This window comes from Campylobacter concisus (genome assembly GCF_003048905.1).
In the GTDB taxonomy this organism is placed as follows: Bacteria; Campylobacterota; Campylobacteria; order Campylobacterales; family Campylobacteraceae; genus Campylobacter_A; species Campylobacter_A concisus_V.
Genome location: NZ_PIRO01000004.1, coordinates 17,352 through 42,672, shown reverse-complemented (window position 1 = coordinate 42,672; position 25,321 = coordinate 17,352). Strand labels below are relative to the sequence as shown.

Below are 25,321 nucleotides of genomic sequence, written 5' to 3'. Positions count from 1 at the left end.
CAATGACAGGGCAAATTTTTAAAGGCGGGGTATATGCTTTCACACTTTTATCCGCCATGCTTTTGCTTTTACTCGTGGGGTTTTTACTGATAAATTCCACGAGCTTTTTTGCAGAAGTAAGCCTCTTTGACTTCTTACTAAATGGCGACTGGGACGTTAGCACAGAGCCTTTTAGCTTTGGACTATTTAATGTCCTAGTCGCAAATTTTGCAGTTGCGTTTTTAGCTTGCATATTTTCATTTTTTATCTCGCTTGGAGTTACTATCTTTATCTGCTTTTTTGCGAGCGCCTGGCTTAGGCACGTGCTAGACTGGATGATACGAATACTAGCTGGCATACCATCTATCATATATGGATTTTTCGCGCTTTACACGGTTGTAAAAATTTTAGAGTCAGGGCTAAAAATGTCCGCTGGCGAGTCAGTCTTGGCAGCTAGCCTCATCCTTAGCGTCATGATACTGCCCTTTTTTACCTCGCACTTGCTCCAAAGTGTTGATCTGCTAAAGCAAAATTTCAAGACAAACTCAGACGCGCTTGGCGTAAGCACGGGATATTTTATAAGAAAAGTCATTTTTAGAAAATCCATAAAAGCTAGCATTTCAGGCTTTATACTCGCATTTTCCAGAGCAGCTGGCGAGACGATGGCCGTGATGATGGTCATAGGCAACACCCCGCTTTTTCCACACCTGCTCTCAAAAGCTCAAACCATACCGTCTCTAATAGCCCTTGAAATGGGTATGAGCGAGGCTGGCAGCCTGCACTATCACGCTCTTATTGCAAGTGGATTTGTCCTGCTTGTTTTTATCTTTATGCTAAATATTTTTATCTTTAAATTTGAGAAAAGCAATGAATGTTTTTAAGGATTTTTTAGTCAAATTTTACGCTTATCTTTGCGTATTTATAGTGGTTGCGGTGATATTTTGGATATTTTATTTCATCTTTGCAAATGGCATCTCTCAGATAAATTTAGACTTTCTAACCAAAAACCCGCAAGGTTTAAATTTAGGTGAGAGCGGCGGCATAAGAGACGCCATCATAGGATCATTTTTGCTGATGACACTCTCGATGATATTTTCAGCGCTTCTTGGCGTTAGCTGCGCCATTTACAGGCAAATTTACTGCACATCCCGTATCATAAAATTTGGGCTTAAATTTATCATCCAAACGATGGCCTCGATACCTTCTATCTTGCTTGGGATGTTTGTTTATGGGCTTTTTATCGTCAGCCTTGATATCCCTAAAAGCCTGCTAACAGCTAGCATTACGCTTGCTTTGATGGTCTTTCCATTTGTTGAAGTGAGCACAGAAAAGGTGATCTCGCAGATCGATGAAAAGATGTTAAGAGATAGCTTCGCGCTTGGCGTTGATAAAAATTTCATGGCTAGAAAGCTAGTTTTGCCAACTATTAGAAAAAATATAATATCTATTTTAATACTAGCTGGCAGCTACGCCATAGGGGCAACTGCGCCACTACTTTTAACTGGGGTTGTCTTCATGGCAAAGGCAGAAGGCCTGCTCTCGCCAGTCATGGCGCTACCATTTCACCTACACATGCTCTTAAGTCAGTCAGTAGCAACGCAAAATGCCTACGCCACGGCGCTCGTGCTCATTTTTATACTGATCATTTTGCACCTGCTTTCAGCCGTAGTTTTATTTGATATAGGAGAGAAAATTGCCAGATATTTTAAACATAAAAGATCTTAGCATCTTTTACCAAAACAATGAAATTTTAAAAGATCTAAATTTAAGCGTCGCCGAAAACGAGATCATATGCCTAATGGGCAGCTCAGGATGTGGTAAATCGACTTTTCTTTCAGCGTTAAATGGCTTTTTGGAGCAAAAGGGCGGCAGATATAGCGGAGAGATACTATTTAAAGGCGAAAATATCAAAAATAAGAGCGAAATTTGGCTAAGACGAAAGCTAGCCATACTCTTTCAAGACGCCACGCTCTTTCCTTTTAGTGTAGAAAGAAATTTGACCTATGCGATGGAATTTTATGAGGGCAGTATAAAAGATAAGCAAAAAAGAGTAGAAGAGCTACTTAAAAGCGTAAATTTACTGGGCGAAATAAATGGCCTTAATATGCCAGCTAGCAAGCTTTCTGGCGGTCAAAAGCAAAGACTTTGCATCGCAAGGATGCTAACCACAAAGCCTGAAGTGCTCATGCTTGACGAGCCTTGCTCATCGCTTGATATGAAAAATGTCCTAATCATAGAGGAGCTTTTAAAAAACTTGTCGCAAAGATACACCATCATCATTACCACGCACAATGAAGAGCAGACAAAAAGGCTTGGCGGTAGGATAGTTCGCATAGTAGATAAGAAATTTACATTTTAAAAGAGCTAGAAAATTCTAGCTCTAAATTTAGTCGATAAATCTTTTTGTGATATTTGCGTAGGCATCGATCCTGCGGTCTCTTAAAAATGGCCAAATTCTGCGCACTTCTTCACTTCTTTTCATATCTATTTCAACGATCTTGCAAAGCTCATCTGTGCTATTTGCGCGGAAAAGCTGCTCGCCTTGTGGCCCAAAGACAAAACTATTTCCCCAAAATTTTATCCCATCCATCACGCCGCTATCATCTTTTTCAAAACCGACGCGATTTACTGCGACCACTGGCAGGCCATTTGCCACGCTGTGGCCTCTTTGCACTGCCACCCACGCTTCAAGCTGTCTTGATTTTTCATCGTCGCTATCGCCCTCAAACCAGCCAATAGCCGTTGGATAGATGAGAATTTTCGCCCCTTTTAGCGCCATCAGCCTTGCTGCCTCTGGATACCACTGATCCCAGCAAACCAAAACACCAAGCTTGCCAAGGCTAGTTTCAATAGGCTCAAAGCCAATGTCGCCAGGCGTGAAGTAAAATTTCTCGTAAAATCCTGGATCATCAGGGATGTGCATTTTTCTGTATTTGCCAGCCACACTGCCGTCACGCTCGAAGACAAAGGCGGTGTTGTGATAAAGTCCGTCAGCCCTCTTTTCAAAGAGCGAAGTGACTAAAACCACGCCATTTTCTTTTGCTACCCTGCCCCAAAAAGCGACGTCCTCTTGCCAGTCGTTTGCGTGATCAAAGAAATTTGTATCCTCGCTTTGGCAAAAGTATTGCGTCTGGTGAAGCTCTTGACAGACGACTAGATCGGCACCGCCTTTTTTTGCCTCGGCGATTAACTCAAGCGTCTTTGCGATGGTTGCCTCTTTTGTGCCTTTAAATTCTTGTTGAAGTAGTGCTACTTTCATCTCATTTCCCTTCTTTGTCGTTGTATGGGTCTAAATGTGTGGTTATCTGCCACGAATAATCCCTAAATTTCTCTCTTATCTCAGCTTCAAGCGAGTCGGCCACCTCGTGCGCGTCGTAAAGCGAGATATCTTTGTCAAAAACTAAATGCAGCGTTAAAAATATGGTATTTGCGCTCTGTCTTGTATTTAGGTAGTGAAAGTCTGAAACTCTCTTCTTTGCCTTTATCATCTTGATGATCTCAGCTGTGACCTCAGGGCTTGCTGCGTGATCTAGCAAGATACCAAAGGCGTCTTTACCTAAATTTATCGCACTTTGAGCGATGTAGCCGCTTATCACGATACCAAAGATCGCATCTATCATCACAAAGCCGCTAAATTTAATGATAAGTAGCGAGATGATGACTGCTAGGTTGCTAAAAAGGTCGATCTTATAGTGCAGTGCGTCTGCTTTTATGATAAGGTTTCCGCTTTTTTTAGAAATTTGGTTTAAAAATAGCACCAAACATAACGTCACAACTACCGAAAATACCATCACACCAAGGCTTAAATCAAGGTCTATCTTTAAATTTGGCTCACTAAATTTTTTAATACTCTCATAAAAAATATATCCAGCAGCCACGACGATGATGACACACTCAAATAGCGCTGCCAAGGCCTCTAGCTTTGTGTAGCCAAAGTTAAATCTCTCATCGGCTTGCTTTCTTGACTTTCTAAGCGCAAATAAATTTAAAAGCGAAACGATAAAATCAAGCATCGAGTCAATCGCCGAGCCAAGTACAGCGACTGAGCCGCTAAAAAGTCCAGCTGCAAATTTCACAAGTGCGAGCAAAAAGGCGCAAGCTCCAGCTGCGATAACGGCCTTATTTTCGCCCTGCGTGCACTCCTGCTTATTTATGCGGTTAAACTCATAATCAAACGGACTTGACAAGACTAAGACCTTTTGTATCTATTTTGGCTTGAGCAGTGAAGCGAGCCATTTTGACGGACAAAAACTAGCGAATTTACACCGATGATCTTTCTATCTGGCAGTGCCTTGGCTAGTAAATTTAGCACCTTTTCATCGTTTTTGTCGTTATATGTTGGCACGATCAGTGCGCCATTTATAAAGATGAAGTTCGCATATGTGCAGCCAAGCCTTTTGTCATCATAAAATTTAGGCTTAGGAAGCGGCAGAGCAAGTAGCTTAAAGCCAGTTTTTTTAAGCTCATCCTCCATCCTTTTTAGCTCATCAAAGTGCTCATCGCTCTTGTCATCGCAAGCTGCGTAAGCGATAGTATCAGGTGTAATAAAACGCGCTAAAGTATCGATGTGACTATCTGTGTCATCGCCTCTTATAAAACCATTTTCAAGCCAAATGATACGCTTTAAGCCAAACAAACTCTTTAGCTTCTCCTCGATCTGCTCTTTGCTAAGTGCCTTGTTTCTATTTTCATTTAGTAAGCATTTTGAGGTGGTTAAAAGTACGCCATCTCCGTTAAATTCAACACTTCCACCCTCTAGTATCATATCAACTGGCTCAAGCTTGGTCTTATAAATTTTAGCTAGTGCTAAATTTATCGCATCATCTTTTGAGCTCTTAAATTTACCACCCCAAGCATTAAATTTAAAGTCGTAACTTTTTACACCGTCTTCAGTGCAAACGTCGATCATGCCGTAGTCTCTGATCCAAGTATCATCAGTTTCAAGCTTTACAAACTCAATATTTTTAAATTTCTTAAATCTAGCAAAATTTGCCTCATCAGGGCAGATGAGCACCACTTTTTCATAGGGCGTAACCGCAGCCACAAGCTCCTCATAACTAGCTAAAATTTCCTCCAAATAAGGTGCCCAGTCGCTCTTACTATGTGGCAGCGATAAAAACAAAAGCTCCTGCTCTTCCCACTCTGCGTAAGCTCTCACACTCTCTCCTTATAAATTTTATAAATTCCATAAATCGTAATGAATATCCAAAAAACCTCTATCAAAAATGAGCCAAGGTTAAAATGCACAAAAAGCGAGATGATAAGTAGCACCGCACCTACTAAATTTATTATCTGATAGGCTAGATCGCGGCTATTTAGGCGGCCGATCTGAAGTAAAAAGTAGCCCATCACGATGCAAATCATCCCTAAAAAGCCGATGATCTGAAAAAGATCGATCAAATTTTATCCTTTTTGCAAGCTTAAATTTAAAGCAAGATCATATCTAATTAGTTTTAAATTTATGATTATAAGATAAAATAACTCCATTTTTCAGATTGGATTAAAGTTTTATGGATTTTGAGTTTATTGAGAAATTTTATCCGCTTTATGTTAAGGCCGGAGTGCTTACCTGTGAGATCGCCTTTTTAGGGATCATTTTTTCTATTTTAATCGGTATTTTTTGTATGGCCGTGAAATTTTACAAGCTAAAATTTCTATCAAAAGTGATTGACTGCTACGTCGAACTCTCAAGAAATACACCACTTCTTATACAGCTTTTCTTTTTATACTACGGCTTGCCAAAGCTTGGAGTATCGATGAGCGGCTTTACCTGTGCGGTCGCGGGACTTAGCTTTCTTGGTGGTAGCTATATGAGTGAGAGCTTTAGGCTTGGCTTTGAGGCAGTTAGAAAGTCGCAGATAGAAGCAGGACTTAGCATCGCACTTAGTAAAAACCAGCTTCTAAGATATGTCATCTTGCCTCAAGCCTTTAGCGTAGCGGTACCAAGCATTAGTGCAAATATTATCTTTTTACTAAAAGAGACAAGTATCGTTAGTATCGTAGCCCTTGCTGATCTAGTTTATGTCGCAAAGGATCTCATTGGGCTTTACTACAAGACAGATGAGTCGCTATTTATGCTGGTAGTGAGCTACCTCATCATCATCTTGCCAGTCTCGCTAGTGCTTAGCTATATCGAAAAAAGGGTGAGAAATGCAAGGAGTTAGCATATTATTTGATACGCAAAATTTACTAAGGCTCTTTGAAGGTCTAGTCGTTAGCACAGAAATTTCATTTATCTCTATCTTTATCTCTATAATCGGTGGCTTAGTGCTTGGCGTGCTTATGAGCATGAAAAACAAATTTATCTATTTTATTTTAAAAATTTGCCTAGAAATCGTTCGCATAATGCCTCAGATCGTTTGGCTATTTTTATTTTATTTTGGCGTTAGCAAGGCTTTTGGACTGCATATCTCGGCATTTACCGCCTCGCTCATCGTCTTTAGCCTTTGGGGTGTTTTTGAGATGATGGACATCGTGCGTGGCGCAATAACATCAATACCAAAACATCAATTTGAATCAGCCGCCTCACTTGGACTTAGTAAATTTCAAATTTACTCTCACGTCATCATCCCACTAGCCACGAGAAGGCTAGTGCCTGGGGCTGTAAATTTACTAAGTCGTATGATAAAAACGACCTCTATCGTCGTGCTAATCGGCGTTGTGGAGGTAGTCAAAGTCGGTCAGCAGATCATCGAGCGAAATGTATTTACAAATCCTATGGCACCATTTTGGATATACACGCTCATATTCTTTTTATATTTTGTGATCTGCTATCCAGTCTCAAAACTATCAAAAAAACTAGAAGAAAAATGGAGCTAAAATGAGCGAAAACATATTAGAACTTAAAAAAATAAACAAATTTTATGGAGAGCTTCACGCCTTAAAGGATATAAATTTAGAGGTAAAAAGCGGTGAAGTGGTCGTGCTTCTTGGCCCATCAGGCTGTGGCAAAAGCACAACTCTTAGATGTATAAACGGCCTTGAGAGCATCGCTAGCGGTGAGATAATAATCGATGGTGAAGTGATTGATGCTAAATTTAATGATTGGCAAAGGATCCGCCAAAAAGTCGGCATGGTCTTTCAAAGCTACGAGCTCTTTGATCATATGAATGTCATAGACAACGTCCTTCTTGGGCCTTTAAAGGTGCAAAAAAGAGATAGGGCCGAGGCTGAAAAAACCGCTGATATGTGGTTAAGCAAGGTTGGACTGCTTGATAAGAAATTTGCCTATCCAAAGGAGCTAAGCGGCGGTCAAAAGCAGCGCATAGCAATAGTAAGAAGCCTTTGTTTAAACCCTGAAATTATGCTATTTGACGAGGTTACGGCTGCGCTTGATCCAGAGATCGTTAGAGAAGTGCTTGATGTTATACTAAATTTAGCCAAAGATGGAATGACGATGCTAATAGTTACACATGAAATGAGCTTTGCAAGGGCGGTTGCAAACAAGATCGTATTTATGGACAATGGAGCGATCGTGGAGATCAGCGAGCCGGAGGAATTTTTTACCAACCCAAAGAGCGACCGCGCAAAGAAATTTCTAAATTTATTCTCGTTTTAGAAAAAATAAGAGATAATTTGCCGTTTTTTCAAAATGCGTTTAGGGCGAAAATTTAACGCTCTTATTTATTTAACTTTTTTACAAGGAGAAAGAGTGAGAAAATTTAAATTTTTCTTATTAGCATTAATCGCTACCGTCTTTCTAACGGGTTGTGGTAATGACAAAGGTGCCGACACGGCAAAAGCTGCTTCAAATGAAGCTGATGCGATCGCAAAGATCAAAGAGCGCGGATATGTAAGAATTGGCGTTTTCAGCGACAAACCACCATTTGGCTATGTCGATAAAGACAGCAAAAACCAAGGCTATGATATTTACTTTGCAAAACGTATCGCAAAAGATCTACTAGGCGATGAGAGCAAGGTAAAATTTGAGCTAGTAGAGGCTGCTGGTAGAGTTGAAGTTTTAGTAGCTGATAAAGTAGATATCACGCTTGCAAATTTTACAAAAACACCTGAGCGCGCACAAGTTGTTGATTTTGCGCTTCCATACATGAAGGTTTCACTTGGCATCGTAAGCCCTGAAGGTGCAGTGATAAAGAGCATCGATGAGCTAAAAGACAAAACCTTAATCGTAAATAAGGGCACAACCGCAGACGCGTTTTTTACAAAAAATTATCCTGACATTAAGCTTGCAAAATACGACCAAAATACTGAAACATTTGCAGCTTTGGTTGATAAAAGAGGTGCTGCACTAGCACATGATAATGCCCTACTTTTTGCCTGGGCGAAAGAGACTCCAGGCTTTGTTGTAGGCGTTGAAGCACTTGGTGATGTGGACGTGATAGCACCAGCTGTTAAAAAAGGTAACAAAGTTTTACTTGACTGGCTAAATAATGAGATCATTGAGCTTGGAAAAGAAAATTTCTTCCACAAAGACTATGATGCTACACTAAAACCGATCTACGGCGATAGTGTAAATCCAGAATCACTTGTCGTTGAAGGCGGCAAACTCTAAAAATTTAATGGCGTAAATCTTTACGCCATCTCTCTATCTTTTAAATTTAACGAATATGTTCGTAGGCTTTCTCAGTAGGTGATATTGTCATAAAATACATAAACTTGCATATCTGACTGAGCAGTAAGCTAGTAGATGGACCCTTGCTATAGATAGACTACTTGCGGATTTAAATTGCATTATCCACATGAAGGTTCAAAAAAGCTAAGGCGCATGTATTTTATAAATTTAAATTCTAGATGATATGTATATAGAGCCCACAAAAAAAGAAACCCACGAAAGCTAGGCAAGAAAGATAAATCTTAGTTTTTGAATGTCTAAATAAAATTTTAAAAGCATTTTGGAGTAAATTTAGCCCAAAATGCTCATTGTAAGCTACATTAAGCTCTTTAGTAAATTTGTCACTTTTTGCTCGATCTCTGCAAGAAATTCCTTGCTCTTTGCCTCAAATCTAGTGACGATAACTGGCGTTGTATTTGACGCACGCACAAGCGCCCAGCCATTTTCAAACTGAATCCTAATGCCATCAATATCAATGATATTTTTTATCTTTGGTAGATCGCAACTCTCGTTTTTCACGCACTCTTTTAACTTAGCAACTATCTTAAATTTAGCCTCATCAGTCGTCTTTATCTTGATCTCATCGGTGCTAAAGACAAGTGGCATCTTATCAAGCTCGCCGTCAAGGTCAAAGCCTTTATGAACTAGCTCAAGCACCCTCATCATCGCATAAAGCGCATCATCAAAGCCAAAATAGCGCTCTTTAAAGAAGATATGACCACTTACTTCGGCTGCGAGATCGACATTTAGCTCTTTCATCATCTTTTTTATATTGCTGTGCCCAGTTTTCCCCATAAAAACTTCGCCGATCTTGGCGATCTCATCATACATATTTTGCGAGCATTTTACCTCGCCAAGCACCTTTGGATGATCCATATTTAGAGCATAAAGATATGCTAGTTCATCGCCTTTTATATCTCTTTTTGGCGTTATAACCGCGATCCTGTCGCCATCTCCGTCAAAGCCAAATCCAAGGTCAAATTCCTTCTTTTTAATGAGTGAAAATATCTCTTTTAAATTCTCTTTTTCGCTTGGGTCTGGGTGGTGATTTGGGAAATTTCCGTCTGGATCTTCATATAAAATTTTCGCATTTAGTCCAAGTGCCTTGACGATAGGCACCAAACTCACGCCAACAGCGCCATTTGCACAGTCGATGATAAAAGGCTTTTTGAAATTTTTAAGCTCACTAAATTCTTTTACAAAAAACTCAACATATTTTTCTAAGATGTTAAATTTCTCGCAACTCTCATCGTCTATGATCTGCTCACCAGAGGCGATTATCTCATTAACTTTATCTTTTAAAATTTGCAGATCTTTACCAAAAAAACTATCTTTTTTGATAGTGATCTTAAAGCCATTATACTCTTTTGGGTTATGAGAGCCCGTGATCATGATATTTGCGTCGAAATAATCAGCATAAACGCTAAAGTAGCCAACAGGAGTTGGAAGTAAGCCGATGTTGTAAATTTTAAAGCCACCAGCCTTATTTAGACCGCTTAGTAGATACCTAAAAAGCATGCTAGCACTAAGCCTTGCGTCAAAGCCAACGCTTAAAGTTTTTACGCCAAATTCGTTAAATTTCTTACCCAAAGCAAGCCCTATAGCCTTGACGCTGTCCTCTGTCAAGTCTTTTTCAAAAATGCCACGGATATCGTATTCTCTAAAAATTTCATCATATTTCATTATAAATTCTCCCTAAAAGAATGCAAAAATGATACAAGAATAAATTTAAAAAGGAGTAAATAATTTTATAAATTTTGTGAGGTTAAATTTAAATATAAATTCGAGCTAGAAAGCTCTAGCTCGAAAAGGGCTGCTACATCATACCGCCCATACCACCCATTCCGCCCATGTCAGGCATTGCAGGCATTGCTTTTTCTTCTTTTATCTCGCTGATAGTTGCCTCAGTCGTTAGTAGTAAGCTAGCCACGCTAACAGCGTTTTGAAGCGCGACTCTCTCAACTTTAACTGGATCGATGATACCGGCTTCAAACATGTTTACATATTCGCCAGTTGCAGCATTAAAGCCAAAATTTGCATCTTTGCTTGTCTCAACTGCATTTGCTACAACGCCTGCGTCAAAGCCAGCGTTCTCAGCGATTTGGCGAAGTGGAGCACGAAGCGCTCTTCTAACGATCTCAGCGCCAATTGCCTCATCACCTTGTAAATTTAGATTTACACTCTTTGAAGCAAGGATAAGAGCTGAACCGCCACCTACTACGATACCCTCTTCAACAGCTGCACGAGTAGCGCTTAGAGCATCATCAACGCGGTCTTTTTTCTCTTTCATCTCAGTCTCAGTCGCAGCACCTACTTTGATAACTGCCACGCCACCACTTAGTTTTGCAAGGCGCTCTTGTAGTTTTTCTTTGTCGTAGTCGCTTGTTGTTTCTGCGATTTGTGCTTTGATCTGAGTTATTCTAGCGTCGATCGCTGACTTCTCGCCTGCACCATTTACGATAGTTGTGTTGTCTTTGTCGATAACTACGCTTGAAGCTTGTCCAAGGTCGTTTATAGTAGCACTCTCAAGTGTTCTGCCTAGCTCTTCGCTGATGACTTCGCCACCTGTTAAGATAGCGATATCTTCAAGCATAGCTTTTCTTCTATCGCCAAAGCCAGGAGCTTTAACAGCTGAGATGTTTAGCACGCCACGAAGTTTATTTACAACAAGCGTTGCAAGTGCCTCGCCTTCGATATCTTCAGCGATGATTAGAAGTGGTTTGCCACTCTTTTGTACTTGCTCAAGCACTGGAAGCAGGTCTTTTAAATTTGTGATCTTCTTGTCAAATAGTAATATAAATGGATTGCTTAGCTCAACTTGCATCTTTTCAGGGTTTGTGATGAAGTATGGGCTTAGATATCCGCGGTCAAACTGCATACCCTCAACAACGCTTAGCTCGTCTTGGATAGACTTTGCCTCTTCTACTGTTATGACGCCATCTTTGCCAACTTTTTCCATCGCATCAGCGATAAGTTTGCCGATGCTCTCATCTGAGTTTGCAGAGATAGTAGCGATCTGAGCGATCTCTTTTGAGCCAGAAACTTTTTTAGAGATGTTTTTTAGTGCATCTATAAGAGCTGCTACTTCTTTATCCATACCACGTTTTACTTCGATAGGATTTGCGCCAGCAGTTACGTTTCTAAGACCCTCTTTAAATATCGCGTGAGCTAGCACGGTTGCTGTTGTAGTGCCGTCACCTGCTTGGTCGTTTGTCTTGCTTGCTACTTCTCTAACTAGGCTTGCACCCATGTTTTCGATAGTATCTTTTAGTTCAACCTCTTTAGCCACGCTAACGCCGTCTTTTGTGATGTTTGGAGCGCCAAAGCTCTTTTGGATAAGGACGTTTCTACCTCTTGGTCCCATTGTTACTTTTACAGCGTCATTTAGTTTTTTTACGCCCTCGTATAGGCGGTTTCTTGCATCATCAGAGTAAAAAATTTCTTTTGCCATTGTTTTTCCTTTTTAAATTATTTAATCACGCCTAAAACATCATCAATGTTTAAAACAAGATATGTTTTATCATCTAAATTTATCTCAGTGCCACCGTATTTTGCAAATACAACTTTATCACCAACTTTTACGCCCTCTACTTCAGCACCGACTGCTTTTACCTCACCGCTTAAAGGTTTTTCTTTTGCGTTATCAGGTATAATAATGCCCGAAGCTGTGGTCTTTGTCTCCTCTACGCGTTCGACTAGAACACGCTTGCCTAATGGTTGAAAGTTCATTGTTCATCCTTTTAGTTTAATTGTCTTTTTTAGCACTCTTTATTTTTGAGTGATGAGATCCTAGCACTTTTTTCTAAAAAAGTCAATAATTTATAGTTAAATTTTATTAAAACTTTAGTCACTTACACTAAAGTTTTATGATATGTAAAACTAATATAAAGGAAATTTATGAAAAACATAACCTACATAGTAGCGGCTTTGGCGCTGATAATCCTTTGCATCTTTAGCTTTATCTTTAGCTCTTTTGGTAATAAATTTATAGCCAGTAAAATAGAAAAAGAGGCGCTAGCTCATGGTATCGATGTCAAATTTAAAGACTTTAACCTTGGGCTTAGCACGCTAAATTTAGAAGCGACCGTGATGAATGCCATAAATTTAAAGGCGAATGGCAACCTTTCTTTGCTTGCTCAAAGCATGAATTTAAACATAGATATCAACGCCGACAAGGCAAAGGCTAGCAAGCTTGGATTAAAAAAAGATGTCGTGCTTAAAGCAAACGCAGCTGGTAAATTTAGCGACTTTAAGCTAGTGGCAACTGGCATGGCACTTGGCTCAAACATAAATTTAAACGCAATTTTAAAAGACCATCTGCCAAAAGCTCTAAATCTTGATGCTAAAAATATCGAGCTTTCTGAGATATCAGCCCTTACACAAAAACCAAATTTAGCTAGTGGCAAGCTTGATCTAACGAGCAACATGCAGGGGGTTGATGAGAAAAATGAGCCCATCATTAACGCTCAAATTTTAGCAAGCAATGCAGCGATAAACAAAGAAATTCTTAAAAACGAATTTGGGCTAAATTTAGCAAAAGATATAAACTTTAAAGGCGGAGTAAATGCTAAATTTGCAAATGAAAAAGTGAGCGCAAAAACCCTTATCATTGCGCCTGAAGCCACTTTAAAAGCAAATGAGACGACTTATGATCTAGCTAGCAAAAATTTAAAGAGCGACTTTTTGCTAAACGTGCCTGATCTTGCCCTTTTTGGTAAGCTTTTTGGGCAACAGCTAAGTGGCGCCGTGGATGCAAACGGCGAAATTACGATGCAAGAAAACACCCTTAAAAACCTAAAGGCTGAGATAAACGGCCTTGGCGGCAAGATAAATGCAAATTTTGATAGCAAAAACTTAGTCCTAAATGCAACCAACATAAAGCTAAAAGAGCTTCTAGCACTTGCCTTGCAGCCTAGCTACGCAGACGGAGAGATAAATTTAAACGCAAATTTTAGCGGCTTTGACGAGCTAAAAAAGCTTGCAGGCGAGGCTAAATTTGAGATAAAAAACGGCCTTATAGATAAAGGGCTTGCAAAGCTTAAAAACGCAGCTAAATTTGAGTTAAAAGGTGGCGCCACAGCAAAAGGTGAGCTTGTAAATTTTGACGGAAACGTGCTTAGCGACCTTGGCGAACTAAAGGATATAAAGGGCGTTTTTGACCTAAAAAACAGCCAAATTTTTAGCAAATTTGCCCTGCTCATTAGCGACCCTGAGAAATTTAAAGCGGTTAGTGGCTTTGAGGTAGGCTCAAAGATGGCGCTTGCTGGCGATGTGAAGCTCAAAGATAGCAATATAGATGAGCTAAATTTAGGCGGCGATGCCTTTGCTGGCAAGCTAAACGCCACCATAAAAAATGAAAATCTCGATCTTAGTCTAAAAGAGGCGCAGCTAGGAGAGATCTTGGCACTTAGCGGCAACGACAGGCTGGCAAACGCTAAGACAAATGTCCAGGCAAAGGGACAAAATATCTTTAGCAAAAGTCCAAGCGTCACTGCAACGATCACTTTAAATGATGGCAAATTTAACGCCGCAGCGCTTAGCAAAATGCTTGATAAAAAATTCCCTGAAAACGAGAAATTTAGCTCAAATTTGAGCTTAGACTATAAAGGCGACGTAGCAAAATTTAGTGGCGACTTTCTTAGCTCACTAGCTGATATAAAGGGCATAGATGGCAGCTTTGACGTGGGCAAAAGCACGCTAAGCTTAAAGCTTCAAGCGGTAGTTTCAGAGCTAAATAAGCTTGCGTTTTTAGCTGGCCGCGAGCTTCACGGTAAATTTACAGCCCTCGTAACGGCAGAGGGCAAAGTGGATGATCTAAGCGTAAAAGCTACCTCAGATGATCTATTTAAGGGTAAACTCGAGGCAAACTACAAAGGCGGCGCGCTTGATGCGGCGCTAAAAAACTTTGAGGTTAAAGGGCTAACGCAGACTTTGGGACTAGAGCATCTTTATGACGGCAACGGCGATGCTAAATTTGACTACGAAACAAAGCAAAAGCTCGGCAAATTTGACATCTTACTAAAAGAGGGTCACCTAGCCAGTACAAATCTCACAAACAGCATCAAAACCTTCACCAGCAAGGACATCACAAAAGAGATTTACAAAGACGGCAAAATTTATGGCGATATAAAAGGCGATAATCTAGTTTTTAACGTAAATTTAAGCTCACCAAAAAGCGACATAAAGGTTGCGGGCGGTACTTATAACACCGCCACAAAAATACTTAACGCGCCACTTGTTTGCAGGCTAGAAAAGACCGATCTAAACGTGCAAATTTCAGGCACGACAGATAAGCTAAAATACGACGTCAGATCACAATATCTCGAAAATAAGGTCAAAAAAGAGATAGGTAGATTTTTAGACAAAAAGCTTGGCAAAGATGATGACGCAAGCGGCGAAAAGCAAAATTTAAAGGGGCTTTTAAAAGGGCTATTTTAGATGAAAAAGGCGAAAAATTTAAAGTATCTAATGGGGCTTGGGCACTTTTGTAGCGACATAAACCAAAGCGCGCTTGATGCGATGCTGCCTTTTTTCATCGCAAGCTACCACTACGACTATACCACGGCCGCCTCGCTCGTGACCGCCACAAATTGCTCATCCAACCACTTATCGGCCGCCTAAGAGACAAAAAGAGCTGCCATACATCATCCCGCTTGGGCTATTACTTGTGAGTGGTGGCATGAGCCTCACTGGCTTTGTGACAAACTACTACATCATCTTGGTTTGCGTGATGATAAGCGGTATCGGCGCCGCACTCTTTCACCCAAGTGCCGCAAGGATCGTAAACTACGTCTCAAACGCCAAAAATAGAGCCAAAAGTATAAGTATATTTTCTTTTGGATTTGCAGTTGGGCCCATTTTAGTCGCCGTTTTTGTGGGAAATTTTGGCCTAAAAGGGACGCTAGTCTTTATAGCCAAATCAAATCGGCCTAGCCTCCGGCGTAATGCTTGGCCTTAGTATAACGATGGTAGCATATTCGCAACGGTCATCGGCAAGATCGCTGACATCTTTAGCCTTATACACTCATTTTACTTTGTCGCAGCAGTATCGCTTATATGCGCGGTTTCTAGCTACTTTTTAAGGCCAGTCACGAGATAAATAAATACCAAATTAAAATAAATTAACCTGATTTAAAATATTTAAATATTTTTAAACCAATTACAATAAAATAACTAATTTAATTTAAGGAGTAAATTTGGAACCGTTACAACAAGAAAAAAAATATATGTTAAAAAGTGCCAGAGAGTTGGGGATTATATCTTGTATTGTGGCGATATTTAAGTATCTAGTTTTCGTTTCAGGGCTTTACAAAACCCTTGATCGTGATTTCAGTCTTATCCTCAAAGCATGCTGCGACTCTATCAGTTGGCTACTTTTATTTTTTGCTATTTCATTGATATGCTCTATTTATAATTCCTCAAAACTAAGAACATATTTTAAAATTTTTACTATTTTCATTTTGATATATGTCATTTTAACTCTTTTGACTTTTAAAATTGTTATGTATCTAGGAGAAAGAAATTTTAACTATGATGATTTTATCTTTACGATATTGAATCATTTTTATAACGACGAAGAGATCATGTATAATCATGACCTGTTTAAACAGCTATTTATTTATCGTAGCTATTTATTGAGAGTATTATTTGTAACAGCATCACTATTTTTATTTATATCTATCGCAAAATTAGGAAAAATAACAAAAGAAAAAATGTTTTGGGCTTATGCGTTATTTGGCGCATCTCACATAGCAAGCTACTTTATTAAAATTGATCACAAAATTTATAATTATATTGATATTGGAGCTTTCTTTCTTGCTTTAATCGCATGGTGGCGACTAAAGACACAAGTAAGTAGTAACGAAATTCAAGTAATTAGCGAAAATGGGATTTTAAATGTGACTACTATCAAATCTCCAAGCCAATTAGCCGTGAAAGCCTGTTTAGTTGGCCTTGTCGCAACATTTTTTTACTATATATTTTTTGAATATTTGTTAGCACATCAAGAAAGAATGTCACTTCGACCAATAATATTTATAAAGCCTCTTGCTTACGCGGTAGTATTAGTGGCTATTTACTCTGCCGTTAAACAGATAGCACATACGTTAAATGAGATAAGACTACATACAAATTTCTTATTTTTCTCTATCCTTTTTGTGATATTTACAATAGCAAAAGCAACAACTGACTACATGTATATATATGCTTACGATTATACTTTTTTTAATATCTTTGGTACGCACAATGCCTCAATTAAATCTTTAGTTTCTAGTGCCAATACAATCTTATACATTGGAGTATTTGCTCATTTGTTAGCTACAGTATTTTTATTTTTATTTACAACAAGATTAGTGAGCGCAACTAAAAGTAGGCTATTTTGGATAAATTTTATATTGTTTGTGGTAAGTTCGGCCATACTTTTAGCAATACTGTTTCCGGGTAAGCCAGACTTTATAGGTCTTTTAACCAAAAACATAGACCTTTTTAATATGGCAGAGTTTTTCTTTTTATTAATTGCTTGGTATAGCGTGAAAAAAGACACAAGAGAGCAGGATAGATCATAAAACGGCATCTGGCGATAAATTTATAATTTAAACAGCTAAAGACAAGATGATTTTTGTCTTTAACTTCGCTATGAGGAGACGAGGCAAAATTTTACGATACGAATAGGCTCAAAAGGGTAGTATTTTGTGATAGATTTAAATGTTGCGCGGTTAAAATTTGCGCAGACTAGACACATAAAAATTTAAATTTTGGCTACTGAATCATCAAGGCAAAGTATATTGTAAAGATTTTAAATATTACGAAGTAATTTTCGACCGAAGATAGAACATATAAGTTCAGCTCGTAAAATTTAAGACGCCAAGACAAGAAATTTTTGTTTTGTTTAGTAATTTTAAAACCCCAAGAGGTAGTATTTTTTGCTTGCTTCGCCTTGCTTGCAACGAGACTTCGCTACGAGGAGATGAGGCGAAATTTTACGATACAAAGGAGCATACATATAGTATGTGACTGAAGTAGAGTGAAATTTAAACGACGTATAGCAGAAAAAGACAAATCGCCAAATACAAGATTTTTTTGTTTTAGACAAGGCGGATGAACAAAAACGAGGGAGCGTATATATGATACGTGACCGAAGTTTGAAGCGATATCCAACGCAGTATAAAACAAAAAGGGCTTGTCTTTTTTATAGTTTTCTCATCTTCGCTATTTCGTCACGCAACGCCGCTGCCTTCTCAAACTCAAGCTGCGCCGCCGCTTCAAGCATCTGCTTTCTTAGCTCTTTTACTATCGCAGCTCGCTCGCTTGCTGGCATCTTTTCTAAATTCTTGCCACGTTTATAAATTTCACCATCATCTTCGACATGCAGGCTCTCTTCGATATTCCTGCTTGCAGAGTGTGGCGTGATGCCATGAGCTTTGTTGTACTCATCTTGAAATTTACGCCTAGCCGTTGTCGTATCGATTGCCTCTTTCATCGAGTGCGTGATCTTTTTGGCAAACATTAACACCTTGCCGTTTACATTTCTAGCTGCGCGCCCCATCGTCTGTATAAGGCTCGTTGTCGAGCGCAAAAAGCCCTCTTTATCGGCGTCCATGATCGCTATCAGGCTCACTTCAGGCAGGTCCAGCCCTTCACGGAGCAAATTTATGCCTATTAGCATGTCAAATTCGCCACTTCTAAGCCCTCTAATGATCTCATTTCGCTCGATCGCGTCGATGTCTGAGTGCATATACTTGACCTTTATGCCAAGCTCGATGTAGTAGCGGCTTAGCTCCTCGGCCATCTTTTTAGTTAGCACCGTAACTAGCACGCGCTCACCTCTTGCGATCACCGCCTTTGCCTCGTCAAATAGCGCTTCAACTTGGTTGTCACTATCTTTTATCTCGATAAGCGGATCAAGCAGTCCAGTAGGTCGCAAAATCTGCTCATATACGTGCCCCTGGCTGATACCAAGCTCGTACTCGTTTGGCGTAGCTGAGACAAAGACAAATTTCGCCTTTTTGCTTATAAACTCATCAAATTTAAGCGGCCTGTTATCAAGCGCTGATGGCAAGCGAAATCCATACTCCACAAGCACCTCTTTACGGCTCCTATCACCCGCGTACATGCCTCTAAACTGCGGCAAACTCACGTGGCTCTCATCAACGATGACCAGATAGTCTTTGCCGCTTATCTCAAAGTAGTCAAACATCGAGTATGGCGTCTCTCCGGGTTTTTGTCCGGTTAGGTGGCGCGCGTAGTTTTCGATACCTTTGCACATACCAGTGCTTGCCATCATCTCGAGGTCAAACTCCACCCTCTGCTTTAGCCTCTGCGCCTCGACTAGCTTGCCCTGCTCGTTAAACTCTTTTAAACGCGCATCAAGCTCCTCTTCGATCTCTTTCATAGCGATCTTTAGCCTATCAGCGCCCACGATGAACTGGCTGGTCGCATAAAGCGTAAATTTAGAAATGTCTTTGAGCCGTTTATTATCAAGCACGTCAAAATGATACATCGCATCGATCTCATCGCCAAAAAACTCAACCCTTAGGGCTTCGTCGTTGTAATACGCTGGATAAATATCAACCACATCGCCATTTACACGAAAGTCGCCCCTGTCAAAGTAGTTGTCATTGCGCTTGTAGCCCATATCTACAAGCTGCTCCAAAAGCTTTCTTTGGCTTATCTTCTCGCCCACGCTAAGATATGCCACCATCCCTTTATACTCGCTTGGATTACCAAGTCCGTAGTTTGCAGAGACTGAGGCCACGCAGATGACATCATCAAAGCTTAGCAAGCTAGCCGTCGCAGAGAGACGTAGGCGCTCAAGCTCCTCATTTACCGAGCTATCCTTTTCTATATATAGGTCGCTTCTTGGGATGTAAGCCTCTGGCTGGTAGTAGTCGTAGTAGCTTATGAAGTACTCGACATGGTTTTTTGGAAAAAAGCCCTTAAATTCGCTATAAAGCTGAGCAGCTAAGGATTTGTTATGCGTCATGATAAGCGTTGGCATGTTTAGCTCACGTATGACGTTTGCCATGGTAAAAGTCTTGCCAGATCCTGTCACACCTAGAAGAGTTTGGTATTTATTGCCTGATTTTATACTTTTTACTATCTCTTTTATCGCTCTTGCTTGGTCACTACTTGGGCTAAATTTAGATGAAATTTCAAATTTACTCATTGATCGCCTTTAAATTTGGGCGAATTTTATAGCAAAGATAGTGCTTTGTCAAATAAGAATTTTAATAAGAATTTAGCCTCTGCGTGTTAGAATACGAGCCTAATTATTATTTTAAAGGAACTTTTATGTTTGAAGATAATGCGATCTTAACCACACTAAGCGATAAAGTAAATGACCTGATCACAAAATATGACGAGCTTTGCAAAACGAACGAAGAGTTGCGTAATGAGATCGTAACTTTAAAAGCACAAAATGAGGCAAAAAGCAATCAAATCATGCGTTTAGAAGAGGATCTTGACAAGAAAAATACCGAAGCTGACGATGTAATGAGAAAAATCGAAGCTGTCCTTGGCAGATAAGCTTGGTTAAAATATGAAAAAAATTACGCTCACGATATCATCTCGCGACTACACGATCACGCTTGATGATGATTTTGCTAAATTCTTTGAAGATGACTGGCAAAATTTAATGGGCGGGCGCCAATTTATCGAGCCAAAAGAGCTTTTAAATGCCTTTATAGAAAAATGTTATGAAAATTATGCTGTGATAAAGGCAGTAAAAAATTTAACTGGCAATGTTGATGAGATATTAAAGCGAGAAGAGAGATGAAAAGACGAGCTTACACCTTGCTTGAGCTGATATTTATAGTAGTTATACTAGGTATTTTAAGCACAGTCGCTATACCTAGACTATTTTTTTCTAGAAGTGATGCTACCATCTCAAATGCAAAAACTCAACTTGCTGCTATAAGAAGCGGAATTTCACTAAAATACAACGATAATATCTTGCAGGCAAAGCCAGAATTTCCACAAAAACTAGACGATGGCGATCCAAGCAAGCTCTTTAAAAATGTTATAAATATACCGATAAAAGATAGCGGTAGCAAAAATGGCTGGCACAGAATAAACGATGACAAATATACATTTAGGCTAGATGGCAAAGTAGCAAATTTCAAATACGACAAAAATACTGGTGATTTTGGTTGCAGTGATGAAAATGAAATTTGCAAATCACTTCAGTAATGCATTATTACATACTCGCATTTTATGGGCTCAATTTAGCCCCGCTCACTTATGAAAGCGATCAAAAACTAGAAAAATTTCAAGGCGTAAAGGCTTCTTTAAGAGGCAAAATTCTCACTGCTTTTATCATAAAAGAGACTGGCAAGCCAGAGTTTAAAACAAGTAAAATTTTAGAAATTCTACCGATCAATCTAACTTCAATGCAAAGTGAATTGGCAATATTTATCTCAAAATATTACACATGCGAGCTTGGCGTCAGCCTAAATTTATTTGAACCAAATGACATTATTACAGTAGATCAAATTTATGAAAATCAAAATTTTAATGTGGCACCCAAACTAAGCGAAAAACAGCAAGAGGCTTTGGAGTTTATAAATAAACGTAAAATTTCACTCATTTTTGGCGACACTGGAAGTGGAAAAAGCGAAATTTATATAGCAAAGATCAGAGAAATTTTAAACGCAGGCAGCCAAGCACTATTTTTAATGCCTGAAATTTCACTCACGCCACAAATGCAAAAACGCCTTGAGAGCTTTTTTGTCGAGGCAGTAGCAGTCTGGCACTCAAAGATCACGTCAAAGAAAAAAGAGCAAATTTTAAAAGATATAAAAAGTGGGAAAGTTAGACTCGTTGCAGGTGCGAGATCGGCTTTATTTTTACCACTTGAAAAACTACAACTTATCATCATTGACGAAGAACACGACGATAGCTACAAAAACACAGGCTCAAAACCCCACTACAACGCAAGAGATCTCGCCCTCTTTCTAACTAGCAAATTTGACCTACAAGTGGTGCTTGGAAGTGCCACGCCAAGCCTTACTAGCTTTTACAAGCAGGAGCATTTTCGCTTAAAGGGAACATATTTTGATTCGCAAAAAAATTATATTTTTGATGAGAGCGAGACTGGAATTAGTGAAATTTTAAAAGATGAAATTTCAAAGACACTCGCGAATAAAAAACAAGCTGTCATCTGCCTGCCAACAAGGGCAAATTTTAAATATCTAGTCTGCAAAAACTGCGGTGAAACGCTAAAGTGCCCATTTTGCAGTATCGGCATGAGCTACTACAAAAAACAAAACGTACTAAAGTGTCAATACTGCGAGCACAAAATGGCTGTGCCAAAGACCTGCCACCAGTGCGGCAGCGAGATGATAGAGGCTAAAAAGATCGGCACGAGCGAGCTTCTTGAGAGGCTGCAAGCTGAGTTTGCAAATGCTAGAATCGCTAAATTTGATAGAGATGAAATAACGACGCAAAACAAGCTCGTAAAGGCTTTGAAGGAATTTAACGACGGCAAGATAGATATCTTGCTTGGTACGCAAATGCTAAGCAAAGGGCATGATTACCACAACGTAGAGCTTGCTGTCATCATGGGATTTGACGAGCTTTTAAATTTTCCTGATTACAGGGCCAGAGAAAGAACGCTCGCTCTTGCTATGCAAGTAGCTGGCAGAGCTGGCAGAAACGGAGTTGGTAGAGTCATCATCCAAAGTAAACAAAGAGAATTTTTTGAGAGCTACATCAGTGATTATGACTCATTTTTAAAAGATGAGATAGATTATAGAAAAGAGCTTTATCCGCCATTTACCAGGCTTCTTCGCATTATCATCTCGCATAAAGATGAAAACATAGTAAAAAATACAATGAATGAATTTGTGCAAAGAATAGAACCTTTAAGAAGCGATGAGCTTGAGATCATAGGATACGGAAAGTGCCAGATAGAGTATCTTGGAAGCAAATTTAGATATGAAATTTTACTCCGCTCAAACTCTCATATACCTCTTTTAAAAGCTGCAAGCCTCTGCAAAAGCGAGCTTGGCGATATCGATATTGATCCAGTCAACTTTACTTAAAATGTTAGTCTAAAAACTATCCAACAAAGACATGGCAAATTTTAAAAATAGACATATAGAGAAACCTAATGCTTATGAAAGCATTATGGAATTTGATAAGTTGGCTATAAAGAGTAAGTAAAATTTTAGAAACTACATCCAATAAAAATACTAATTTTTATAAACTATTAAAAATAAATTTTCAAGCCTTTTAAAAGCCATTTTTCTTTATAATCCCCAATAAAAATTTAAAGGCAAAATTTTGCAACGATACCCAACAAAACAGATAAAAATTCGCAATGTTTTAATAGGTGGCGACGCGCCAATATCCGTGCAATCAATGACATTTTCAAAGACAAAAGACGTAAAAGGCACGCTTGAACAGATACAAAGGCTATATTTTGCAGGCTGTGACATCGTGCGCTGCGCAGTTTTTGACAAAGAAGACGCCAGCGCGCTAAAACAGATAGTTGCGGGCTCACCTATTCCAGTCGTTGCAGACATTCATTTTAACCACACCTACGCACTCATTGTTAGCGAATTTGTTGATGCTATCCGTATAAATCCGGGCAACATCGGCTCAGCAAAAAACATAAAAGCAGTCGTTGATGCCTGCAAGCAGCGAAATTTACCTATCCGCATAGGTGTAAATTCTGGCTCGCTTGAAAAGCAGTTTGAGGATCGCTATGGCCGCACAGTTGAGGCGATGGTGGAGAGTGCGATGTATAACATCAAGCTTCTTGAGGATTTTGACTTTACAGACATTAAAATTTCGCTCAAATCAAGCGACGTTGAACGCACGATGCAAGCTTATAGAGCGCTTCGCCCAAAGACAAACTATCCATTTCATCTTGGTGTTACTGAGGCTGGTACAATATTTCACGCGACTATCAAGTCCGCGATCGCTCTTGGTGGGCTTTTGCTTGAAGGCATCGGCGATACGATGAGAGTTAGCATAACTGGCGAGCTTGAAGAAGAGATCAAAGTCGCAAAGGCGATCTTAAAAGATAGTGGCCGTCAAAAAGAGGGGTTAAACATCATCTCATGCCCAACATGCGGGCGCTTGCAAGCTGATCTCATGGCAGCAGTAAAGCTCGTAGAAGAAAAAACAAAAGGTATAAAAGAGCCGTTAAACGTCTCAGTCATGGGCTGCGTGGTAAATGCTATAGGTGAGGCAAAAGGTGCGGATGTTGCCATAGCATTTGGCAAAGGCAATGGCATGATCATGCGTCACGGCGAAGTGGTCGCAAGACTGCCTGAGAGCGAGCTTGTGGATAGATTTTTACAAGAGATCGACGATGAGATAAAAAGTAGAGACTAAAGGAAAATTTGTGGCAAAGCAAAGAGTTAACGAAATAGATTTTACCAACCTTTACGACATTGATATGGAGCGAGCTATACTAAGCTCCATTTTGCAAAACAACGATATTTTAGGTGAAATTTTTGACATTGTTAAGGCAAAGGATTTTTATCTAAAAGGGCATTCACAAATATATGATGCAATGGTGGCATGCCTAAATAGCGATGATCCCATAACTATGCCATTTTTAAAAAATAGACTTGGCGAAAAATACGACGAAGAGCTAATACTAGATATTTTGGGCACAAATTCCCTAATAGACATTCAAAAATACGCAAACGAACTAAGAGAAAAATCTATAAAACGAAGTCTTGTAAAGATCGCTCACAATATACCAAGCAAAGTAAATGAAGATAAGCCAAGCCGCGATATGGTCGATGATCTTAGTCAGGAATTTTACTCTTTGATAGAAGGTGGAAGCACTGGAGTCATAAAAGAAGGCAAAGAGATCATCATGAAAATGATGGATCATATTAATGCTCAAGCCTTGCTTGGTGAAAAAGATATTGTTGGACTTGATACTGGATTTAAAAAGCTAAATGAGATGATAAAGGGCTTTAAAAATGGAGACCTCATCATCGTCGCAGCTCGTCCAGGCATGGGAAAAACGACACTTTGTTTAAATTTTATGAGTCAGGTTTTAAAAAATAATGCCGGAGTTGTTTTCTTCTCGCTCGAGATGCCAGCTGAGCAGATAATGATGAGAATGCTAGCAAGCAAGACCTCTATCCCGCTTCAAGACATAATGACTGCAAAGATGGATGATGAAGCGTTGGCTAGATTTAGCGATGCTTGCGAAGAGTTTGCTGCTAGCAAGCTTTTTGTACATGATAGCGGCTATGTAAACATCCATCAAGTAAGAACACAAATGCGAAAACTAAAGGCTATGCATCCTGAAATTTCACTTTGCGTGATTGACTACATCGGTCTTATGATGAGTACAAATAACTACGCTGATCGTCACGTCCAAATAGCTGAAATTTCTCGCGGATTAAAGCTTTTGGCACGTGAGCTAGATATGCCAATCATCGCTCTTTCTCAGCTAAATAGAAGCCTCGAATCTCGCGCAAACAAGCGCCCTATGCTAAGCGATCTAAGAGAGTCAGGCGCAATCGAGCAAGATGCTGACATCATTCTTTTTGTTTATAGAGATGAGTTTTACCTAGAGCAAGAAGAAAAAGAGAAAGAAAAACGCGCAAGTGCCGAGGGCAAAGAGTACAAGAGCAATCACGTCTTTAATAAGCTTCAAGAAAAGGCTGAGATCATAGTTGGCAAAAACAGAAATGGCGAAACTGGCTCAGTTGATGTGCTCTTTCAAAAGCAACACTCAAGATTTGAAGATATGTCTGCAATGCCAGTATCTGATGTTTCATTTGAAGGCTGATGCGTTTT

General features: G+C 39.5%; 26 protein-coding genes. 18 read left to right on the top strand and 8 right to left on the bottom strand.

The genetic code is table 11. The features are described 5' to 3' along the window. Nucleotides 1–2: 2 nt before the first annotated feature. The 3 genes from pstC to CVS95_RS08040 are packed head-to-tail and all read left to right on the top strand — an operon-like array spanning nt 3 to nt 2,338. Entirely contained in the window at nt 3–860 is an 858-nt protein-coding gene (gene pstC, locus CVS95_RS08050; protein WP_107696233.1) for a phosphate ABC transporter permease subunit PstC, read from the top strand. Next, nucleotides 847–1,704 (top strand): PstA family ABC transporter permease, encoded by an 858-nt coding sequence (locus CVS95_RS08045; RefSeq protein WP_107696232.1) that lies wholly within the window; start codon nt 847–849, stop codon nt 1,702–1,704. The genes pstC and CVS95_RS08045 overlap by 14 nt, the downstream gene beginning before the upstream one ends. Then, the gene (locus tag CVS95_RS08040; RefSeq protein WP_107696231.1) at nt 1,673–2,338 is read left to right on the top strand and encodes a phosphate ABC transporter ATP-binding protein; all 666 of its coding nucleotides are present in this window, start codon (nt 1,673–1,675) and stop codon (nt 2,336–2,338) included. Before CVS95_RS08045 ends, CVS95_RS08040 begins: the two co-directional genes overlap by 32 nt. Nucleotides 2,339–2,365: 27 nt before the next feature. Here the strand turns inward: CVS95_RS08040 and CVS95_RS08035 are convergent, their stop codons facing one another. The 4 genes from CVS95_RS08035 to CVS95_RS08020 are packed head-to-tail and all read right to left on the bottom strand — an operon-like array spanning nt 2,366 to nt 5,379. Next, a complete protein-coding gene (locus CVS95_RS08035) occupies nt 2,366–3,238 on the bottom strand; it encodes a carbon-nitrogen hydrolase (protein ID WP_107696230.1) in 873 nt (290 codons plus the stop codon). Between the two features lies 1 nt (nt 3,239). Further along, entirely contained in the window at nt 3,240–4,166 is a 927-nt protein-coding gene (locus tag CVS95_RS08030; RefSeq protein ID WP_107696229.1) for a cation diffusion facilitator family transporter, read from the bottom strand. Nucleotides 4,167–4,168: 2 nt separating this feature from the next. Further along, on the bottom strand, nt 4,169–5,137 hold the full coding sequence (locus CVS95_RS08025; RefSeq protein WP_107696228.1) for an agmatine deiminase family protein: 969 nt from the start codon (nt 5,135–5,137) through the stop codon (nt 4,169–4,171). Next, a complete protein-coding gene (locus tag CVS95_RS08020) occupies nt 5,134–5,379 on the bottom strand; it encodes a CBU_0592 family membrane protein (RefSeq protein ID WP_107696227.1) in 246 nt (81 codons plus the stop codon). The genes CVS95_RS08025 and CVS95_RS08020 overlap by 4 nt, the downstream gene beginning before the upstream one ends. A 110-nt stretch (nt 5,380–5,489) precedes the next feature. On the opposite strand from CVS95_RS08020, the gene CVS95_RS08015 reads away from it, so the two are divergent. The 4 genes from CVS95_RS08015 to CVS95_RS08000 all read left to right on the top strand — a co-directional run bounded on the left by CVS95_RS08015 (nt 5,490) and on the right by CVS95_RS08000 (nt 8,491). Then, nucleotides 5,490–6,143, top strand: coding sequence for an amino acid ABC transporter permease (locus CVS95_RS08015; protein WP_107696226.1), 654 nt, complete (start codon nt 5,490–5,492; stop codon nt 6,141–6,143). Then, entirely contained in the window at nt 6,130–6,798 is a 669-nt protein-coding gene (locus CVS95_RS08010) for an amino acid ABC transporter permease (protein ID WP_107696225.1), read from the top strand. The genes CVS95_RS08015 and CVS95_RS08010 overlap by 14 nt, the downstream gene beginning before the upstream one ends. 1 nt (nt 6,799) lies before the next feature. Beyond that, nucleotides 6,800–7,537, top strand: a complete 738-nt coding sequence (locus CVS95_RS08005) for an amino acid ABC transporter ATP-binding protein (RefSeq protein ID WP_103649251.1) — start codon at nt 6,800–6,802, stop codon at nt 7,535–7,537. 93 nt (nt 7,538–7,630) lie between these two features. After that, nucleotides 7,631–8,491 (top strand): cysteine ABC transporter substrate-binding protein, encoded by an 861-nt coding sequence (locus CVS95_RS08000; RefSeq protein ID WP_107696224.1) that lies wholly within the window; start codon nt 7,631–7,633, stop codon nt 8,489–8,491. 375 nt (nt 8,492–8,866) lie between these two features. Here CVS95_RS08000 and CVS95_RS07995 read toward each other — a convergent pair whose 3' ends face one another. The 3 genes from CVS95_RS07995 to groES all read right to left on the bottom strand — a co-directional run bounded on the left by CVS95_RS07995 (nt 8,867) and on the right by groES (nt 12,280). Continuing rightward, entirely contained in the window at nt 8,867–10,234 is a 1,368-nt protein-coding gene (locus CVS95_RS07995; RefSeq protein ID WP_107696223.1) for a phosphomannomutase/phosphoglucomutase, read from the bottom strand. Nucleotides 10,235–10,367: 133 nt separating this feature from the next. Further along, nucleotides 10,368–12,002, bottom strand: coding sequence for a chaperonin GroEL (gene groL / locus CVS95_RS07990; RefSeq protein WP_002940160.1), 1,635 nt, complete (start codon nt 12,000–12,002; stop codon nt 10,368–10,370). Between the two features lie 17 nt (nt 12,003–12,019). Then, nucleotides 12,020–12,280, bottom strand: coding sequence for a co-chaperone GroES (gene groES, locus CVS95_RS07985; protein WP_021091238.1), 261 nt, complete (start codon nt 12,278–12,280; stop codon nt 12,020–12,022). 168 nt (nt 12,281–12,448) lie between these two features. Between groES and CVS95_RS07980 the strand changes: the two genes are divergently transcribed. The 5 genes from CVS95_RS07980 (at nt 12,449) to CVS95_RS09910 (ending at nt 17,563) form a co-directional block, all read left to right on the top strand. Then, entirely contained in the window at nt 12,449–14,989 is a 2,541-nt protein-coding gene (locus CVS95_RS07980) for a tryptophanyl-tRNA synthetase (protein ID WP_107696222.1), read from the top strand. Further along, nucleotides 14,990–15,172 carry a hypothetical protein gene (locus tag CVS95_RS09670; protein WP_199906350.1) on the top strand — a complete coding sequence of 61 codons (183 nt, stop codon included), beginning with the start codon at nt 14,990–14,992 and terminating at the stop codon, nt 15,170–15,172. It abuts the gene before it with no gap. Next, nucleotides 15,141–15,509 carry an MFS transporter gene (locus CVS95_RS09665; RefSeq protein WP_320205223.1) on the top strand — a complete coding sequence of 123 codons (369 nt, stop codon included), beginning with the start codon at nt 15,141–15,143 and terminating at the stop codon, nt 15,507–15,509. Before CVS95_RS09670 ends, CVS95_RS09665 begins: the two co-directional genes overlap by 32 nt. 238 nt (nt 15,510–15,747) lie before the next feature. Further along, on the top strand, nt 15,748–17,115 hold the full coding sequence (locus tag CVS95_RS07970; protein ID WP_107696221.1) for a hypothetical protein: 1,368 nt from the start codon (nt 15,748–15,750) through the stop codon (nt 17,113–17,115). Between the two features lie 319 nt (nt 17,116–17,434). Beyond that, the gene (locus CVS95_RS09910; RefSeq protein ID WP_265094526.1) at nt 17,435–17,563 is read left to right on the top strand and encodes a hypothetical protein; all 129 of its coding nucleotides are present in this window, start codon (nt 17,435–17,437) and stop codon (nt 17,561–17,563) included. A gap of 175 nt (nt 17,564–17,738) precedes the next feature. Here the strand turns inward: CVS95_RS09910 and uvrB are convergent, their stop codons facing one another. Then, the gene (uvrB, locus tag CVS95_RS07965; RefSeq protein ID WP_107696220.1) at nt 17,739–19,715 is read right to left on the bottom strand and encodes an excinuclease ABC subunit UvrB; all 1,977 of its coding nucleotides are present in this window, start codon (nt 19,713–19,715) and stop codon (nt 17,739–17,741) included. A 125-nt stretch (nt 19,716–19,840) separates the two neighbouring features. Between uvrB and CVS95_RS07960 the strand changes: the two genes are divergently transcribed. The 6 genes from CVS95_RS07960 (at nt 19,841) to CVS95_RS07935 (ending at nt 25,313) form a co-directional block, all read left to right on the top strand. After that, nucleotides 19,841–20,074: a cell division protein ZapB gene (locus tag CVS95_RS07960; RefSeq protein WP_021091279.1), complete on the top strand. Its 234-nt coding sequence runs from the start codon at nt 19,841–19,843 to the stop codon at nt 20,072–20,074. Nucleotides 20,075–20,087: 13 nt separating this feature from the next. Beyond that, entirely contained in the window at nt 20,088–20,324 is a 237-nt protein-coding gene (locus CVS95_RS07955; protein ID WP_054196819.1) for a hypothetical protein, read from the top strand. Continuing rightward, nucleotides 20,321–20,737 carry a type II secretion system protein gene (locus CVS95_RS07950; protein WP_107696219.1) on the top strand — a complete coding sequence of 139 codons (417 nt, stop codon included), beginning with the start codon at nt 20,321–20,323 and terminating at the stop codon, nt 20,735–20,737. The genes CVS95_RS07955 and CVS95_RS07950 overlap by 4 nt, the downstream gene beginning before the upstream one ends. Further along, a complete protein-coding gene (locus CVS95_RS07945) occupies nt 20,737–22,590 on the top strand; it encodes a primosomal protein N' (protein WP_107696218.1) in 1,854 nt (617 codons plus the stop codon). The genes CVS95_RS07950 and CVS95_RS07945 overlap by 1 nt, the downstream gene beginning before the upstream one ends. A 241-nt stretch (nt 22,591–22,831) precedes the next feature. Beyond that, nucleotides 22,832–23,890, top strand: a complete 1,059-nt coding sequence (ispG, locus tag CVS95_RS07940; protein ID WP_107696217.1) for a flavodoxin-dependent (E)-4-hydroxy-3-methylbut-2-enyl-diphosphate synthase — start codon at nt 22,832–22,834, stop codon at nt 23,888–23,890. Nucleotides 23,891–23,900: 10 nt separating this feature from the next. Continuing rightward, on the top strand, nt 23,901–25,313 hold the full coding sequence (locus CVS95_RS07935) for a replicative DNA helicase (RefSeq protein ID WP_107696216.1): 1,413 nt from the start codon (nt 23,901–23,903) through the stop codon (nt 25,311–25,313). Nucleotides 25,314–25,321: the final 8 nt, after the last annotated feature.

Excerpts from the sequence above, each read along its gene's own strand:
- CVS95_RS08005 (WP_103649251.1), top strand. The coding sequence starts at position 6,800 with ATGAGCGAAAACATATTAGAACTTAAAAAAATAAACAAATTTTATGGA.
- groL (WP_002940160.1), bottom strand. The coding sequence starts at position 12,002 with ATGGCAAAAGAAATTTTTTACTCTGATGATGCAAGAAACCGCCTATAC.
- CVS95_RS07945 (WP_107696218.1), top strand. The coding sequence starts at position 20,737 with ATGCATTATTACATACTCGCATTTTATGGGCTCAATTTAGCCCCGCTC.
- CVS95_RS08045 (WP_107696232.1), top strand. The coding sequence starts at position 847 with ATGAATGTTTTTAAGGATTTTTTAGTCAAATTTTACGCTTATCTTTGC.
- CVS95_RS07950 (WP_107696219.1), top strand. The coding sequence starts at position 20,321 with ATGAAAAGACGAGCTTACACCTTGCTTGAGCTGATATTTATAGTAGTT.
- CVS95_RS07980 (WP_107696222.1), top strand. The coding sequence starts at position 12,449 with ATGAAAAACATAACCTACATAGTAGCGGCTTTGGCGCTGATAATCCTT.
- CVS95_RS08010 (WP_107696225.1), top strand. The coding sequence starts at position 6,130 with ATGCAAGGAGTTAGCATATTATTTGATACGCAAAATTTACTAAGGCTC.
- CVS95_RS08015 (WP_107696226.1), top strand. The coding sequence starts at position 5,490 with ATGGATTTTGAGTTTATTGAGAAATTTTATCCGCTTTATGTTAAGGCC.
- CVS95_RS07960 (WP_021091279.1), top strand. The coding sequence starts at position 19,841 with ATGTTTGAAGATAATGCGATCTTAACCACACTAAGCGATAAAGTAAAT.
- groES (WP_021091238.1), bottom strand. The coding sequence starts at position 12,280 with ATGAACTTTCAACCATTAGGCAAGCGTGTTCTAGTCGAACGCGTAGAG.
- CVS95_RS09670 (WP_199906350.1), top strand. The coding sequence starts at position 14,990 with ATGAAAAAGGCGAAAAATTTAAAGTATCTAATGGGGCTTGGGCACTTT.
- CVS95_RS07995 (WP_107696223.1), bottom strand. The coding sequence starts at position 10,234 with ATGAAATATGATGAAATTTTTAGAGAATACGATATCCGTGGCATTTTT.
- uvrB (WP_107696220.1), bottom strand. The coding sequence starts at position 19,715 with ATGAGTAAATTTGAAATTTCATCTAAATTTAGCCCAAGTAGTGACCAA.
- CVS95_RS08035 (WP_107696230.1), bottom strand. The coding sequence starts at position 3,238 with ATGAAAGTAGCACTACTTCAACAAGAATTTAAAGGCACAAAAGAGGCA.
- CVS95_RS07955 (WP_054196819.1), top strand. The coding sequence starts at position 20,088 with ATGAAAAAAATTACGCTCACGATATCATCTCGCGACTACACGATCACG.
- pstC (WP_107696233.1), top strand. The coding sequence starts at position 3 with ATGACAGGGCAAATTTTTAAAGGCGGGGTATATGCTTTCACACTTTTA.